This window comes from Acidimicrobiales bacterium, from assembly GCA_041394185.1.
Taxonomy (GTDB): Bacteria; Actinomycetota; Acidimicrobiia; order Acidimicrobiales; family Poriferisodalaceae; genus JAAETH01.
In genome coordinates this window covers 644,683-660,347 of sequence record JAWKIQ010000003.1, presented here as the reverse complement: position 1 = coordinate 660,347, position 15,665 = coordinate 644,683, and the positions used below count along the sequence as shown (strand labels likewise).

Annotated in this window: 13 protein-coding genes; 4 read left to right on the top strand and 9 right to left on the bottom strand. The window is 65.6% G+C overall.

Annotated features, from left to right (window positions below):
* The first annotated feature begins 15 nt into the window (after nt 1-15).
* Complete coding sequence (locus R2770_16635) at nt 16-393, top strand: FKBP-type peptidyl-prolyl cis-trans isomerase (GenBank protein ID MEZ5282088.1); 378 nt, start codon at nt 16-18, stop codon at nt 391-393.
* Here R2770_16635 and R2770_16630 read toward each other — a convergent pair.
* From R2770_16630 to R2770_16620, 3 genes are read right to left on the bottom strand one after another with little or no spacing between them, the layout of a single operon-like run.
* Entirely contained in the window at nt 390-1,127 is a 738-nt protein-coding gene (locus R2770_16630) for a PspA/IM30 family protein (protein ID MEZ5282087.1), read from the bottom strand. The two genes, R2770_16635 and R2770_16630, sit on opposite strands and share 4 nt — an antisense overlap.
* A gap of 48 nt (nt 1,128-1,175) precedes the next feature.
* Nucleotides 1,176-2,498 (bottom strand): hypothetical protein, encoded by a 1,323-nt coding sequence (locus R2770_16625; protein MEZ5282086.1) that lies wholly within the window; start codon nt 2,496-2,498, stop codon nt 1,176-1,178.
* A 38-nt stretch (nt 2,499-2,536) separates the two neighbouring features.
* Nucleotides 2,537-3,682 carry a hypothetical protein gene (locus R2770_16620; GenBank protein MEZ5282085.1) on the bottom strand — a complete coding sequence of 382 codons (1,146 nt, stop codon included), beginning with the start codon at nt 3,680-3,682 and terminating at the stop codon, nt 2,537-2,539.
* Nucleotides 3,683-3,747: 65 nt separating this feature from the next.
* Here R2770_16620 and R2770_16615 point away from each other — a divergent pair, with 65 nt between their 5' ends.
* Nucleotides 3,748-4,569 carry an SDR family oxidoreductase gene (locus R2770_16615; GenBank protein MEZ5282084.1) on the top strand — a complete coding sequence of 274 codons (822 nt, stop codon included), beginning with the start codon at nt 3,748-3,750 and terminating at the stop codon, nt 4,567-4,569.
* A gap of 17 nt (nt 4,570-4,586) precedes the next feature.
* Here the strand turns inward: R2770_16615 and R2770_16610 are convergent, their stop codons facing one another.
* Both R2770_16610 and R2770_16605 read right to left on the bottom strand, forming a co-directional pair.
* Entirely contained in the window at nt 4,587-5,909 is a 1,323-nt protein-coding gene (locus R2770_16610; protein MEZ5282083.1) for an amidohydrolase, read from the bottom strand.
* 20 nt (nt 5,910-5,929) lie between these two features.
* Complete coding sequence (locus R2770_16605; protein ID MEZ5282082.1) at nt 5,930-7,612, bottom strand: hypothetical protein; 1,683 nt, start codon at nt 7,610-7,612, stop codon at nt 5,930-5,932.
* 156 nt (nt 7,613-7,768) lie between these two features.
* On the opposite strand from R2770_16605, the gene rsgA reads away from it, so the two are divergent.
* Entirely contained in the window at nt 7,769-8,830 is a 1,062-nt protein-coding gene (rsgA, locus tag R2770_16600) for a ribosome small subunit-dependent GTPase A (protein ID MEZ5282081.1), read from the top strand.
* Here rsgA and R2770_16595 read toward each other — a convergent pair whose 3' ends face one another.
* Entirely contained in the window at nt 8,831-9,616 is a 786-nt protein-coding gene (locus tag R2770_16595; protein MEZ5282080.1) for an enoyl-CoA hydratase, read from the bottom strand.
* Between the two features lie 124 nt (nt 9,617-9,740).
* Here R2770_16595 and R2770_16590 point away from each other — a divergent pair, with 124 nt between their 5' ends.
* Complete coding sequence (locus R2770_16590; protein MEZ5282079.1) at nt 9,741-10,847, top strand: DUF3048 domain-containing protein; 1,107 nt, start codon at nt 9,741-9,743, stop codon at nt 10,845-10,847.
* 15 nt (nt 10,848-10,862) lie between these two features.
* Here R2770_16590 and R2770_16585 read toward each other — a convergent pair whose 3' ends face one another.
* The 3 genes from R2770_16585 to valS are packed head-to-tail and all read right to left on the bottom strand — an operon-like array spanning nt 10,863 to nt 15,591.
* Complete coding sequence (locus tag R2770_16585) at nt 10,863-11,630, bottom strand: enoyl-CoA hydratase-related protein (GenBank protein ID MEZ5282078.1); 768 nt, start codon at nt 11,628-11,630, stop codon at nt 10,863-10,865.
* Between the two features lie 40 nt (nt 11,631-11,670).
* A complete protein-coding gene (locus R2770_16580; protein MEZ5282077.1) occupies nt 11,671-12,984 on the bottom strand; it encodes a L,D-transpeptidase in 1,314 nt (437 codons plus the stop codon).
* Between the two features lie 42 nt (nt 12,985-13,026).
* Nucleotides 13,027-15,591 carry a valine--tRNA ligase gene (gene valS / locus R2770_16575; protein ID MEZ5282076.1) on the bottom strand — a complete coding sequence of 855 codons (2,565 nt, stop codon included), beginning with the start codon at nt 15,589-15,591 and terminating at the stop codon, nt 13,027-13,029.
* Nucleotides 15,592-15,665: the final 74 nt, after the last annotated feature.

The following is a 15,665-nucleotide window of genomic DNA, read 5'->3' as shown; positions in this document are numbered from 1 at the left end:
CTAGCGTGCCGTCTCGTGGATGTTTTTGAACGACCTGAGATCTCGGTACCCGACTCCGATCCGCCAGCAGAACTGGTGCTCGACGACCTCGTCGAGGGCGACGGTGTCGAGGCCACCCCCGGCACGATGGTCACGGTCGACTATGTCGGCGTCGCCTGGTCCACGGGGCGCGAGTTCGACGCTTCGTGGAACCGCGGCGACACCTTCTCGTTTGGTCTCGGCGCCGGTCAGGTGATCAGCGGCTGGGACCAGGGTGTTGCCGGGATGAAGGTCGGTGGCCGCCGCCAAATCACCATTCCGCCCCACCTGGGCTACGGATCCAGGGGCGCTGGGGGCGTGATCGCCCCCAACGAAACCCTGGTCTTCGTGGTCGACCTCAGAAGCGTCGGTTAGGCCTCGAGCTCGCCGGCAGGCTCGTCCAGGCCCAGTTCGGCGCGCAGCTCTGCCAGCTTGTCGTCGGCGCGCGACAGCGAAACCGCCTCGCGCAATTCGGCCTCGGCGCCCTCGGGGGTGGCCGACCGCAGCTCGGTCTTGGCCTTGGCCTCGGCCAGCCGGTCGTTGATCTTGTCCTCGACCTTCGAAAGGCTCGGAGCGTCCTTTTCGATGGTCTGGTTCAGTGCGTCCATCGTCGAGTTGATGGCTTCCTGCATCTTGGCCTGCTCGATGGCGCCCATGAGCTCCATGCGCTTGGCCGTCAGTTCCTGCAACCTCATGGCGTTCTGCTCGACAGCAGACTTGGCCGCCTCTGACTGATCGAGGGCCAGGGCGTACTGCTCTTTCAGCGAGCCCAGGTTGTTCTCTGCAGCGGTGAGCTTCATGGCGAGGCTCGACGCAGAGTTGGTCCACTTCGAAAGGGCGTCGGTGTCGCCTTCGGTCTTGGCCTTTTCGGCACGAAGAAGGGCGGCCTTGGCCATCTCGCGAGCCTCGGCGACGTCGTCGGCCGACTTCTCGATGCGCTGTTCCAGCTTGGTGCGGTGGGCGATGACCTTGGCGGCCTGAGCGCGCAGAGCCTGGTCCTGCTTGCGGGCTTCCTCCATCGCCATCTCGATCTCGATCTCGGGGTTCATGGCCGCCTCGGCCTTGCCCCTGAACCAGGTTCGGATGTAGTTGATGATGCGCTTGAACATGAGTGGGGATCTCCTCACCGGGCTGGATCGACGCAGGTCATGCTAGGTCTAGCGGCGGCGGGTTGCGCTGCCTCCGGCCGAACGTGACCTGGAGGCCGAGTTGCCTGAGCTGGTGCTGCGGGCCCGGCTGGCCGATCCACCCGTGCTGCCAGACGTCAGCGATCCGGCCCCGTTCCAACGCTTGGGGGGTTTGCGGCCGCCTCCGCCCCCGCGCAGAATTCCACCGACCAAGATGCCTGTGGCTACGTCGCCCAACCCGCCGCCCCGCGTCTTGGGGGCTTCCCAACCCTTGCGACGGTCGCGCCGCGGTTCGACGCGGCGGGGCTTGCGATAGCGGTCGTCGAGCCGTGAGTCGACCCTCTCTCGTTGGTCAGACCGGCTCGGCTCACGATCTGGCGTATCGGTCTCGGCTCTCGTCGGCGCGCCAGGTTGGGGTTCGGCCGGTTGGCCGCCGTCGAGGTCGGGGCGTTCGGGTTCGTCGGGAACCGGGTCACCCTCGATGATGGCTTCGGCCGCGTCCAGATGCCACGCCGCTGTGTCGGCCGCGTAGTCGACCTGCGTCACTTCCCAGAGCGACTTGGCGGCCTCGATCTGTTCTTGCAGTTCGAGGAATTGGTCGTTGCCCTTCCGGAAGTGGTCGGTGGCCTCGCTGTTGTCGGCCATCGTCACCCGATCGGCCAGGTCGACGATGTCTAGGCCGATGGCGTCGAGTTCGGTCTTCACCTGCTCCTTGCGCTGCGCCATCTGAGCTGCGACCTTCTTGCGGTTCCGCGAGCGGGTGAACAACACCAGGCCCACGACAGCGGCGATTATCACGCCGAAGAAAATCAGCACCCCACCGATGCCGCCGCCACCCGATTCGGCCGCGGGTTGGGTCGATGCGCCGCCGGTCGTCGTCTGGGTCGTTGCCGCAGTGGTGGTCGTGACCGGTGCCACGGTGCCCGGAAGCGCTTGGCCGAAGGCCACGATGCCGTCGCCGACATCATCGAAGCTTCCGAACGAGGCATCGACGGCGTTGGTGACCTCTACGTCGGTGTACACGGCGCTGGCCGCCGAGATGAACCCGGGCGTCACCAGCAACACCGTGCCGTTGGTCTTGTCGCGAAGCGAACGCGCCAGCGCTTCGGGGTCGGGCGGGTCTTCGCCCAAGGCAGCCACCAGAACGAATACGCCCTGGTCCTGAAGGCTCGCTATGGCCCTGCTGACGTCGGCCTCGGTGGTTCCAGAGCCTGCCTCGACGTAGTAGCCGGTGTCGTTGAGGTTGGCGGCGATGCGGTCGACGCTCTGGGCCGATGCCGGACCGGCCAGAGCCGCGATCACCAATACGGCCGTTGCGAGCGATAGGACGAGGCGTACCAGGCGTTTCGGCATGCTCCCGAGACTACGAGACTAGAAGCCGGGGCTCGACCTCAATGCTTCTTGATGCCCGACCGGATCAGGGGCCTGTCGAACATCTGCAAGAGCACGTTCAGGTCGCGCCGAAACCTCCGCACGAACCTACGCAGTCGCCAGCCCGGATGGTCGGGAGGCACCAGCGCAGGCACCTCGGCCAGCCATTTGATGCTGGGCGCCCACCAGGGTCTCACCATGTGGCCGAGGATGATCACGCGGCTGTCAGGGGTGTGGTTGACGTCGACCACCTCCATGATTCCGGTCGACTTGCGGCGCCGCGAGAACCGTTTGCCCGCCTCGGTGTCTTCGGTGGTGAAGCCGAAGTGGCCGGCCCATTCTGCGATCGCGGCCCACGGCTCGCCACTGAATCGAAAGTCTGCATGAGGCGTTGGCAGTGCCTGGGCCAGAGTCAGTTGGGCTGCTTCTGCAACACTCAGCGGGCCGGCCAGCGGCAGCTTCGAGCGGAGATGGACAGGGAATCTCGATCGGTCGTCGTCGAGGATGTCTATGAGGTCGACGAGTGCTCGCTGCAACAGGATGGCTCTGGTGTGGTCGGCGTCTGGGACGGCCATGGAGTGAACCGCCTCGTCCAGACGATGGATGCGCTTCGACAGCCGACCTTCCCCCTCGAGCATCGTGGCGAACGAGTCGTACCCCATGACGGTCGTAGAGCGCACCTCGTTCTCGGAGTCGACCAGCATCAGTTCGCCCAACGCTCGCTGTTCGGCGGACCAGATGCGAAGCTCAGGGCCCAGGTTGGGGTCTGGGTCGTCGATGATGTCGCTGATGCGCGACAACGACTGCACCAATTTGCGGTTGTCGCCCACATCGCCGATCTCGAGGAACTGCACCTCGCGCCGAAGCAACTCCCACCAGCCGAAGTACTGGGCCAGCAGCCATTGGGTGCTGCGTATGGCGTATTCGGAGTCTGCTTTGGTCGCGTTCATGTATCTGGAGAGGAAGTCCTCGCTGATCACCTGATACAGCCGGCGCTGGAGGTCGAAGGCCGCAACAACCAGCGGTTCGCGGTAGCGCTCGAGGCGTTCGATTATTGCTTCGCGCTGGCGGGCCTGACGCTCGGACCGCAACCTCCAGCCCGTGGTCACCACCGCCGTCACCAGCGCCAGCGTGCCCGACAAGACCGCGGTCGCCAGGGCGCTCATGGGTTCCTCCTTCGCTCGCTCGTACATTTCGCGAGCCATCTCGCAGACGGCCTACTGTCGTCGGAATGGAGCTGCAGGGCAAAGTCGTAGTCATCACGGGTGGGGCCAGCGGTATAGGGCTGGGTCTCGCAGAGCGTTTCGCAGCGGAGGGTGCGGCCCACATCGTCGTGGCCGACCGCGACGAGGCTGGTGCCCGATCAGCCGCCGAAAAGGTCGGCGGTACCGGGCTTGCAGTAGATGTCGCCGACCAGGACGCAGTCGCCGAACTGGTGCGTCGAACCGAGGCCGACCACGGACCCATCGATCTGTTCGTCAGCAATGCGGGCTATCTGACCATCGGTGGTCTGGAGGTTCCCGACAGCGAGATCCGCGACATGTTCGACGTGCATGTCATGGCTCACGTGTATGCCGCTCGCGCGGTTCTGCCGTCGATGATCGAGCGCGGAGAAGGTTATTTGCTGAACACCGCGTCAGCGGCTGGGTTGCTCGCCCAGGTCGGCAGCCTCGCCTACACCGTCACCAAGCATGCTGCCGTGGCGCTTTCCGAGTGGATCGCCATCACCCACGGCTACCAGGGCATCAAGGTCTCGGTCTTGTGCCCTCAGGCGGTGTCCACCAACATCGGGCAGAACAGCCCATCGAAGGACCGCGCCGGTGGCAGCGTCCTGGGTGTCGCCTCGGGCGATGGTGTGTTGACCCCCGAGCAATTGGCCCAAACGGTCGTCGAGGCCCTCGCCGAAGAGCGCTTCCACGTGCTGCCGCACCCAGAGGTGCAGACCTACGTCGAACGCAAAGCCACCGACATCGATCGCTGGATAGGGGGCATGCAGCGCATGCAGGCCCGCCTCTACGCCGACACCGAGCAGCCGGGCGACTGGCTCCTTTGACAGGCGCCCGCGCGGGGTCAGTCGGACCTGCCTGCGAGTCGCCTACCTCTGCTCTGCACCTCGGTCATCGCCTCGTCGAGGTCGATCGTCGTCAGCACGCGGTCGCTGACCACTCGTTCGCCCGCGACCCACACGTCGGTCACATCGCGGCTCTTGGTCGAGAACACCAGCCGTGACACCAGCTGGTCGATGTCGGTGTTCGGGTCGCTCAGCGGTTGCCAAGACGGACGGTCCAGGTCGACACGAACGATGTCGGCCCACGACCCTGTGGCCAGCGTGCCCACGTTCAGCCCCAGCGCTCGGCCGCCGTTCGCAGTTGCCATCAACAGGGCCTGGGTCGCGGTGAGCGCACCCGGGTCGTGGGCCTTGACGCGAGCCAGCAGCGGCGCCAGCGCCATCTCGTCCCATAGGTCGAGGTCGTCGTTGGATGCCGCCCCGTCGGTGCCGAGCGCCACGTTCACGCCCGCCGCCAGCAGTTCGCGCACGGGTGCAATCCCCGACCCGAGCTTCATGTTGCTGGTGGGGCAGTGGGCGACGTGGGTTCCGCGCTGGGCGAAGGCGGCGATGTCGTTGTCGTCGATCCACACGCTGTGGGCGCTCAGCACGTGTCCGTTCAGAATTCCCGCCTGCTCCAGAACCTGAACCGTGCTGCATCCGTGGGCCGACTCGAGAGCGGCTCCCTCGGTCATGGTCTCGGCGACATGCAGGTGCAGGACGGTCTCGAGGTCTATCGCCATCTGGGCCAGTTCGACTACGACGTCGATGGGAAGGTCGTAGGGCGAATGGGGTCCGATACCGACGGTAATCCTGCCGTTCGGATCGTGGAACTCCGAGTGCAACGTCCGGATCTCTGCCATGCGGTCGGCGAGCCCGTTGGGAGTGCGCATGTGCACCGCCCCGACCACGCCTGGCGTGCACAGGTGCCTTCCACCGGTTGCCAAGACGGCTTGGATCATCGCCGCGTCGTCGAAGTACATGTCGCACGTCGTCGTGACCCCGGCGAGAAGCATCTCGGCGACGGCCAGGCGCATGCCCCATTCGACGTCTCCCGGGCCCAGCCGGGCCTCGGTTGGCCATATCGCCTCGGTGAGCCATCGTTCGAGGGGCAGTCCATCGCCCAGACCTCGCAGCAACACCATCGGTGCGTGACCGTGCGCGTTCACCAGCCCGGGCATCAGCAACCCGCCGACGTTGTCGATGACCGAACAGTCGGTCTGGCGGCATGGACCTGCGTGCATCACGCGGCCTTGGTCGTCGATGTCGATCTGACCGGGCGAGTGCACCTGGGCAGCACCATCGATGCACGTGACCACGATGTCGGCGACGAGGCTTCGGCTCATTGCCCCATCGTGCACGCGGTTCAGTCCGAGCGTCGAGCCTTGGCCCGTTTCTTCTGGAGCTTCTTGGCCTTGTGGGTGAGGCGCTCGGCGGCTGCGAGGTGCTCTTTTGCCGACTGGTAGTGGGCCTTGGCCTTTTTCTTGCGGCCCTGCTCGAGCCTTCGATCACCCAGCCGCTGTTGGGCGATGCCCAACTCGTGTTCGCGCGCTGCTCGCCGCCGCAGCTTCTTGACCTGCTGCCGCAGCTCGTCGTCGGCCAGCAGGGCGTCGGCGATGGCGCGATCAAGCATCGAGCCTGGTGTCGAAGCCGTCGCTTCGTCCGTGTCGTCAGCGTCGTCAGCGTCGTCGGTGTCGTCCGTGTCGTCGATCTCGTCCGACTCGGCCACAACGGTCGTCGCGTCGATCGGCGCAGCCGCGGACTGTTCGATCTCGTCGGCCATGTCGGCCAGTTCGACCATGCCAGCCTCGATCTCGACATCGACGTCGACATCGGGATCGCTATCGGCTTCGGCAGCGATCGGAGCGTCAGTCGCTTGCGTCGAGGCGCTGTCGACATCGTCCAGAGCCAGCACCTCGGCCAGGGTCGACGGGGTGAACGAAGCAGGTTCTTCGGCCCCGGGCGGTGCCTGTACCGGTGCTTCTGCTTCTGCCTCTGGCGTCGGCAGATCTTCGGTATCGCTCCTGACCGATTCGGCTCCGGTTTCGACCTCTTCGGCCGCCTCCTCGACCACCTCGCTGTCCGAGACGGTCTGGGAGCGTCTGTCGATCTCTCGCCGGGCGTCGAGGATCCATGCCGGCACGGCCGGCTTGGGGTCCCCGAATTCGGACGAGCGGATGGAGGGATCGTCGTTTCTGGTCACTTGGGCCTCGACATCGGTGTCTCCGGGAGACGTGTTGTCGATCGTAGGTGGCGCGGCAAGTGCTTGGTCGTCGGCCCGCGTCGGTTCTTCGATGGTGGTCGTGACGTCGTCTTCGAGCTCGTCGTCGGGCTCCAGCGTTAGGTCGTCGGCAACCAGCGACGCTGGCAGTTCGGTGTCGGGGTCGATATCTGTGGCGTCCTCGCTCGGGTCATAGGCGGCGAGTTCGAGGTGGCCCGACCCGCGCCGATCGCCCGACTGGGTGATGTCGCTCGGGGTTTGTTCGTGAGTCGAGTCGGCTTCCACATCTTGGTTGTCGACCGTTGGTGTCGGGACCTGCGACGTATCACCAGCAGCAGTTTCGGTGAATTGGTGTATCGACGCTGCGGCGTCGGACGGAGCCCCGGCATTGCGCGGCACCGACGCGCTGGCGGCCGCCTGACTGCGACGCTTCTCGAGTCGTTCACCCAGCCACAAGAGGTCTGCCCATCGCGACGCCGACTGTTCGTCGGCACCTTCCTGGCGGGCCAAAGCGGCGATTGTGGCGTGGTGGTTGGCCGGCACCAGGTCGGCGCGGATGGTTCCGTCCTTGGCCTGTCGACCCACGCCGTTGTAGTAGCGCAACGCTGTCTGGCGCTCGTCTGGCGCCCATTGGGACAGTCGCTTGTGGGCCCACGAGCCCAGGCGATCCTGGGCGAACAAGCGCTCAGCGGCCACGGCCTGTCGGCGCCGGTACCTCGGCCTCCAGCCAAAAATCAGCCAAAGTACGAGCACCAGTAGCACAAGAGCCACGATGACGATGGCCCAGGTCTGCGCCGTGCTGATGGCGATTTGAGGATTCGGTTGCATTTCGGGTCCTCCGCGGTGCTGGCGAAACTAGCAACAGGTGAGGCCGAACGCCACTAATAGTGGTTGAATTCCCCGAGATGACGACAGTTGTTCACGCTTCGTGATGTCGAGTATCGGGAGTGTGGCGTGGGCGGTTGCGGCGCTAGGTTCCAGAGCGTGCAGTCGGAGAGCCCTCGCCTGAGCATCCTGGGATGGGACGAGTCTCACCGCGAACAGCTGGAGGCGCCGGGCCCGGGGCGAGTGCTGGCGCGGGTTGCCACCGAACACCGGGGCTATTACGACCTCTTCGGCCTCGAGCCCGACCCCTTGGTGGTCGCTGACAATGCCGTCGTTTCTCCGGCGTTTCGCCGTGGGGCGACCGGGCCTCTCGATTTTCCGAGCGTTGGCGACTGGGTCACCGTTTCACCCGCCGCGGGCGCCGAAGGTGCCGACGTCATCGAGACCGTCTTGTCGCGGCGGTCTTTGTTCGTTCGGCGTGCGCCGGGACGCGAGCCCCGCCCCCAGGCCGTTGGCGCAAACATCGACCATGTGCTCATCGTCACCGGGTTGGACGGAGACCTCAGCGAACGGCGCCTCGAGCGTTACTTGGCCGTCGCTTATGGAGGTCATGCCCAGCCCAGCATCGTCTTGTCCAAGGCCGATCGCGCCGGGCATAGCGACGACATAGCGGACGCTCTCGTAGCCATAGACAGGGTGGCTCCAGGCGTTCGGGTCATCGTGACCTCCAGTGTCAGCCGACGCGGCGTCGACGAACTCGCCGACCTCGCGGCCGACAACTCCACCGTGGCACTGGTTGGCTCATCAGGCGTCGGCAAATCGAGCCTGGTCAACGCACTGGTGGGCGAGCAGCTGCAGTTGGTCCAAGAAACCCGCCAGGACGGTCGCGGCAGGCACACCACCGTTCGGCGAGATCTGATCCCCATGGCCAGCGGTGGCCTGTTGTTGGACACGCCGGGCATGCGCGAGGTCCAGCTCTGGGACGACAGCGGTCTGGATCAGGCATTTCCCGAGATCGCCGAAGCAGCGGCCGATTGCCGTTTCGGCGACTGTGCCCATTCTGGTGAGCCAGGCTGCGCGGTGGCGGCCGCAGTCGACACTGGTCTGATCTCAGCAGCTCGCCTGGCCAGCTATCGCCAACTGGAGGCCGAGGTCGAGGCTCTGCACGACGAACTCGAAGAGCGCAGGCGAAACCGGGGGGAAGGGCGCCGCGAACGTTGACTAGCGGCCCCGAAAAACGGGTGGACGCTTCTCGGTGAAGGCTGCCACGCCCTCCTTGTAGTCGTCGCTCTCGAAACAGCGGTGCACAGCCTCTTTGACCGTGGCCATGTCTCGCTGCGACTCGGGCTTGGTCAGCTCGCGAACCGCCAGCTTCACAGCCGCGATGGTCAGGGGTGCGTTCTGGGCGATGCTCGACGCCAGCTCATCGACTCTGGCTTCCAGCTGATCCTTGGCCACCACCTCGTTTACCAGGCCCATGTCGAGCGCCTGCGGCGCGTTGAACCTCGATGCGGTGAACAAGATCTCCTTGGCATTCGACGGCCCGACCAACGAGATCAGCCCTGCGATGCCAGGAGCGTTGTAACCAACACCCAGCCGTGCTGCCGGAATTGCGAACTGGCCGTCGTCAGCAGATATCCGGATATCTGTGGTCAGCGCAACAGCCAGACCTCCGCCCAGGCAATAGCCGTGAATGGCGGCGATCACCGGGATGGGAAGCGATGCAAGTGCGGCCGTCGCCGCTCCGGTGGTGTCGTCGTAGGCCGTGTTGGCGTTGCCATCCGAGCGGTGTTCGGAGAACTGCGAGATGTCGGCACCCGACGCAAACGCGCGCTCGCCGGCACCCCTCAGCACCGCGACCCTGATGTCGGGATTCGAGGCGATGGTCTCGGCCGCGTCGCGCATCTCTGCCCACATGTTGCGGCTGATGGCGTTGTGGCGCTCGGGGTGGTCGAGGGTGATGGTTGCCTTCGGCCCATCGATGCTCAGTCGTACGGTTCCTGCCATGGCTGCAGAACGTACTAGTGAAGTGGGCCGCGACGGCCATCGTGGTGTTCTGGCGAACTAACATCGGCGCGGTCCGTTTGCGTCGAGCCCATTTCGCCCGGCCCGAGCCGAAAGCACGTTTCCCTTGTCGTTTCGCATTCGCGCCCTTTCCCTTCTCGGCGCATCATCGCTCCTAGCCGTTGCCTGCAGCGGCGGCTCGTCGACCTCGGTCGATGCAGACGCCCAGGCCGCAGCCCAGACCACGACCACCGTCGAGATCGACCCGATGCCCAGCGCCAGCAGCTCGACGACCGAGGCGACGACCACCACCGCGGCCGAGGTTCTCGACACCACCAGCACCACCGTGCCCGCCGGGCCTTTCGCTCCGTTCACCGGGCTGCCGGTCGAAGAGGAGCTCACCAGGCCAGCCGTGGTGATCAAGATCGACAACCACCCCAACGCCAGGCCCCAGTGGGGCATCAACAACGCGGACATCGTGTACGAAGAGGTGGTCGAAGGAAACATCACCCGCTTCGCAGCCGTCTTCCACAGCGTCGACGCGTCGCCGGTGGGGCCTGTGCGCTCGGCGCGAACCTCCGACTTCGATCTGCTGACCGACAAGAACACGCCTCTGTTTGCCAACTCCGGCGGCAATCCCACCGTGCTCAGCATGTTGCGCTCGGTCGACGCGGTGAACGTCAACGTCAACGCGCTTCCCAACCTGTACTACCGCGAGCGCTCCAGGCGAGCGCCCCACAACCTGATGACCTCGACCGCCGACCTGATCTCGGCGAAGGGATCAGACGGCGGCACGCCGCCGCCCATGTTCCAGTACCGCGTCGACGGCGAGTCTCTGCCCGAATCCGCAGTCGAGATCAGCGGTGTGGACATCGCGTATGGGGGACACAACGTCTCCTACGACTGGGATCCCGAGCTGGGTGGTTGGGCCCGAACCCAGAACGGAACGCCACACACCGATGTCGACGGAGTGCGCGTCGCCCCGCCGAACGTCGTGGTCCAGATCATCTCTTATGGTCGTTCGCCCGCCGATGCCTCGTCGCCCGAGGCGATCTTGATCGGCGAAGGCGACGCGATGATCCTCACCGATGGCCACCTCATCGAGGCCAGGTGGTCGAGGCCCACCAAGTCCGACGTGGCCCAGTTCACCACCCTCGATGGGCAACCGGTCGAGTTGACCCCTGGCCGCACCTGGGTGGCCCTGCCACGCGTCGGTCAGGTGACGACCCGCTAGGCGGCGCCAACCCGGTCAGTTACCAGGTATCCAGGCCGCGTCGCGTCGCTCTCTGAATGCAGCGATGCCCTCTGCGGCCTCTTCGCCTGCGAACAGTTCGGCAGATTCCTTGGCGAGCGTTTGGAACGCCGCCGATCGCTCCATGGTGGGCACCCGCGCTACCAGCGATTTGGCCAGGCCAAGAGCCTTCGGCGCACCCTTCACGACGTTGCCGACGATCTCGGCGAGAGCGGCATCCAGCTCGTCGTCGGGGACCGCCCGGCTGATGATGCCGACCTCGGCGGCGCGCCTGGCGCTGATGCGCTCGCCCGTCAAGAACAGTTCGCGTGCGTCGCCCTGGCGCATCTTGGGCAGGCACACCACCGAGATGATCGCCGGAATGACACCAAGGCGCACCTCGGTGAAGCCGAGCTTTGCCGAGTCGATCGCCACGGAGATGTCGCACGAAGCAGCCAACCCGACGCCACCGCCCATGCAGTGACCGGCGATGCGCCCGATCACCGGTTTAGGTGAGTCGAGGATCATCTCGAACACGTCGACGAAGGTGCGCCCAGAACCTGGCTGACCGGCCGGCTTGGAAGACGACAGGTCGGCGCCGGCGCAGAACGTGCCTCCGGTGTTGGTCAGCATGATCACCCTCACCAGCTCGTCTGCCAGAGCATCTTCGAGGTGTCCGGCCAGCGAATCGATCAGCTCGACGCTGAGGGCATTGCGATTGTCGGGACGGTTGAGCGTGATGGTGGCGACGCCGGCCTCGACGTCATACAGCGTGGCTTGGTCCATGTCGGGCGACACTACCCGCGCACCGGGCCTCAGGCCTTGGCTAGGGCAGGACCACGACCCGTGTGCCTACGGGAGCCCAGTTGTAGAGGAACTGGGCCTGGTCCAGGCGCTGACGAACACAACCGCTGCTCCGGTAGGTGCCCAACTGCTCCTCGGATTGCATCGGGCGCCCGTCGGAATAGGTCGGTATCGAGTGGAACCCGATGGCCAGCCTGCGCCCCTTGGCGAAGCGGACCATGTATTCCATCGTTATCCCATCGTGCCCGGCGGTGGCCCAGCGCGACTTCGAGAAGACCTCATAGTGGCCCGGAGCCGGCGTGTCCCTGCGGCCCGAGATCAGGTAGGTGGCAGTTATCGATTCATCGGCCTCGATCAGCCAGACCCGCTGGTCTGAGTTCGAGTACACGATTCGGCGCCCAGATCCGGAGTTGGCGGGAACGGGGGTGTCTCGGTAGGGGCTGCCGAGTGTCGTGACCAGCCAGTAGCCGCCTGCGGTCGATGCGATGTCGGCGACGGGTTCGGCCGCGGACGCGCCGATGCCGCCTTCGTACACGGCCGTTCCAAAAGCGAACACGGCCCCGTTTGACGCGGCGAGGTAATAGCCACCGCCGCCGGTGGCGATCGCTGCGCCCGCGAGGTCGACGCCGCCGGTGATGTGCGCCGTTGCCGAACCGTGGAATGGTGCGTCTCCGAACGCGAACACCCCACCGTCGCCGCCGAACAGCCAGTATCCGCCGCCTCCTGCAGTGGCGAGCATGTCGACCACCGGAGCCGCCAGCGCGATGTTGCCAGCCGATCCGTGGAATGCGGCGTTTCCGTAGGCGAAGACTCCTCCGTCCGATGCGGCCAGCCAATAACCGCCGCCATCTGGGGTGGGGGTGATTGCCTTGACTGGCGCCGCCAGCGCGATGTCGCCCGCCGACCCGTGGAACCTGGCATCTCCGTAGGCGAAGACGCCTCCGTCGGATCCGACCAGCCAGTAGCCATCACCGCTGGGGGTTGGTGCGATGTCGACGACAGGGGCTGCCAACGTCACGTCCGACGGATCACCGTGGTGCGCCGCGTCGCCAAACGAGTGCACCCCGCCGTCCTTGGTCAACAACCAGTAGCCGTTGCCGTCCGGGTGTGCGGCCATGGCCACCACCGGTGCTGCCAGGTCTACGTCGGCCAGCGACCCTTGAAACGCAGCGCTACCGAACTCGTGGACATCTCCGCCGCCCACAGCCAGGTTGGCGAACGTGTCGTCGGCTGCTGCGGGCTGGGTCGGGAACAGCGCAACCACCAAGGCTGCCGCGAGCGCCGCGACGACTATGCGCTTGGTGCTGTTTCGTCTCGAGGTGACGGTCGTGTCCATGGCTCCCCGTGGCGGGGGTGGCCATGTCTCGCTGCGCTGGCTCTAGTCCTCGGCGGCGAGGGTCACCACGACCCCGGCTTCGTCGGCTTGTTCGAACTGCAGGTCGGCAATTCGGCCTGCCTCTTTCAGGTCGGCAGAAGCCGCACTGACGAGAGTCAAACGCGAATCTGTGTCGCGCACAATTGCAGATTCGACCTCGGTGCGAAGTGAACGCTTGGCCTCGGTCTTGGCGCGCCTGATCTCGCCGAGAACCTCGGATGCGGCCTCGAACACGGCAGGGTCTGCGTCGGCTGCGAGCTGTCGAATCTGATCGGCCGACGGCCACGCTGCGCGGTGGATGGAACCCTCCTGCCACCACGACCAGACCTCCTCGGAGACGAAGGCCAGGTGGGGGGCGAACATGCGCTGAAGGGTCGACAGTGCCTCGACCAGCGTGCGTCTGGCAGATGCCACCGCCTGCTCGGATCCGGCCCCGTACGCGCGGCCCTTGACCAGCTCGACATAGTTGTCGCAGAAGGGCCAAAAGAAGCCCTCGGTGCGTTCGATGGCGCGGGCATAGTCGAAGTTCTCGAACGACTCGGTTGCCACCTGCACCACGTCGGCCAGGTTTGCGAGAACCGATTTGTCGAGCGGCTCGGTCACCTGACCGGCCCAAGCGTCGTCGCCCGCCAGCCCCAGGACAAACTTCGAGACGTTCAAGATCTTGATCGCCAGTCGACGCCCGACCTTCATCTGGCCCTCGTCGACAGCGGTGTCTGTGCCGGGCCGGCCGTTGACGGCCCAGTAGCGAACGGCGTCGGCGCCGAACTGTTCCAGTAGCGGCAGCGGTGTGACCACGTTGCCTTTCGACTTCGACATCTTCTTGCGGTCAGGGTCGAGGACCCAGCCGGACAGCGCGGCGTGCTTCCAGGGCAGCTGGTCGTGTTCGCTGTGCGAACGCACCACGGTAGAGAACAGCCAGGTGCGAATGATGTCGTGGCCCTGCGGGCGCATGTCCATCGGGTAGACGCGTTCGAAGAGGTCTGGATCGTCGATCCAGCGTCCGGCGATCTGGGGGGTCAGCGACGACGTGGCCCAGGTGTCCATGATGTCGGGGTCACCGACGAAGCCGCCGGGTTGACCCCGTTGTGCCTCGTCATAGCCATCGGGCACGTCGGTCGACGGGTCGATGGGCAGGGCTGCGGCATCGGGAATGAGCCGCTTGTCGTACTGGACCTCGCCGTTCTGGTCGACCTGGTACCACACCGGAATCGGAACTCCGAAGAAGCGCTGGCGGCTTATCAGCCAGTCGCCGTTGAGGCCCTCGACCCAGCTCTCGTAGCGCTGGCGCATGTACGACGGGTGCCAGGTGAGCTGGTTGCCGCGTTCCACCAGCTGGGCGCGCAGCCCCGCATCGCGGCCGCCGTTGCGGATGTACCACTGCCGGCTGGTGACGATCTCGAGCGGTCGATCGCCCTTCTCGAAGAACTTGACCATGTGCTCGATGGGTCGGGGCTCGCCGATGAGTATCCCCTGCTCTTGCAGCAGTTCGACGATGCGGCCCTTGGCCTGCTTGACGGTCTTTCCGGCGATCTCGCCATAGTTGGCGTTGGCGGCGTCGACGTCGGTCGACTCCCAGCCCGGGGATCCCCACTCGACGTGGGTCAGCCGGCCACGGCGATCGATGACCGAACGGGTGGGAAGGTTCAGCTCGCGCCACCAGGTGACGTCGGTTGTGTCGCCGAACGTACAGATCATCGCGATGCCAGAGCCCTTTTCGGGATCGGCCAGGTGGTGGGGCCTGACCTCGACCTCGACGCCGAACAGTGGCGTTATGACCGTCTGGCCGAACAGGGGCTGATAGCGCTCGTCGTCGGGGTGGGCGACCAAGGCGACACAGGCGGGCAGCAGTTCAGGGCGGGTTGTCTCGATGACCACCGGACCCTGGCCGTCGGCGCGCTGGAACGGGATCTTGTGATAGGCGCCCGACTGTTCCTTTTCTTCGATCTCGGCCTGTGCGACGGCGGTTTGGAATGTGACGTCCCAGATTGTCGGGGCCTCGGCCTGGTAGGCATCCCCGCGCTCGAGATTGCGCAGGAACGCGGTCTGGCTGGTGCGCTGGCTGACCTCGTCGATGGTCGCGTATGTCATCGACCAGTCGACCGACAGGCCCAGCGTGCGCCACAGGTGTTCGAAGGCCTGCTCGTCTTCGAGGGTCAGCTTGTGGCACAGATCGACGAAGTTCGGGCGGGAGATCGGCAGTGCCTGCTTTCCGGGCTTGGCCGGAGGCTTGAAATCTGGGTCGTGGGGAGCCGAGGGGTCGCAGCTGACGCCGTAATAGTTCTGAACGCGGCGCTCGGTGGGCAGGCCGTTGTCGTCCCAGCCCATCGGATAGAACACCTCTCGGCCTGCCATCCGCTGGTAGCGGGCGACGGCGTCTGTGTGGGTGTAGCTGAAGATGTGACCGACATGCAGCGAGCCGCTCACCGTCGGCGGCGGAGTGTCGATGGCGAAAATCTCGTCTCGGGTCTTGGAACGGTCGAAGCGGTACGTCCCGGCGGACTCCCAGACCTCGTTCCAGCGCTCTTCCATACCATCGAGCGTCGGCTTGTCGGGCATCTTCGTCATGGGGTTCAACGCTACCCAGCCCACGCCGGGCCTAGAGCCACCTTTTCCAGTCGGTGGCCGGGTATCCGGCCGGT

Coding starts and splice junctions, on each gene's coding strand:
- R2770_16630 (MEZ5282087.1), bottom strand. CDS start 1,127: ATGTTCAAGCGCATCATCAACTACATCCGAACCTGGTTCAGGGGCAAG.
- R2770_16615 (MEZ5282084.1), top strand. CDS start 3,748: ATGGAGCTGCAGGGCAAAGTCGTAGTCATCACGGGTGGGGCCAGCGGT.
- R2770_16605 (MEZ5282082.1), bottom strand. CDS start 7,612: ATGCAACCGAATCCTCAAATCGCCATCAGCACGGCGCAGACCTGGGCC.
- valS (MEZ5282076.1), bottom strand. CDS start 15,591: ATGACGAAGATGCCCGACAAGCCGACGCTCGATGGTATGGAAGAGCGC.
- R2770_16610 (MEZ5282083.1), bottom strand. CDS start 5,909: ATGAGCCGAAGCCTCGTCGCCGACATCGTGGTCACGTGCATCGATGGT.
- R2770_16580 (MEZ5282077.1), bottom strand. CDS start 12,984: ATGGACACGACCGTCACCTCGAGACGAAACAGCACCAAGCGCATAGTC.
- R2770_16585 (MEZ5282078.1), bottom strand. CDS start 11,630: ATGGACCAAGCCACGCTGTATGACGTCGAGGCCGGCGTCGCCACCATC.
- R2770_16620 (MEZ5282085.1), bottom strand. CDS start 3,682: ATGAGCGCCCTGGCGACCGCGGTCTTGTCGGGCACGCTGGCGCTGGTG.
- R2770_16625 (MEZ5282086.1), bottom strand. CDS start 2,498: ATGCCGAAACGCCTGGTACGCCTCGTCCTATCGCTCGCAACGGCCGTA.
- R2770_16595 (MEZ5282080.1), bottom strand. CDS start 9,616: ATGGCAGGAACCGTACGACTGAGCATCGATGGGCCGAAGGCAACCATC.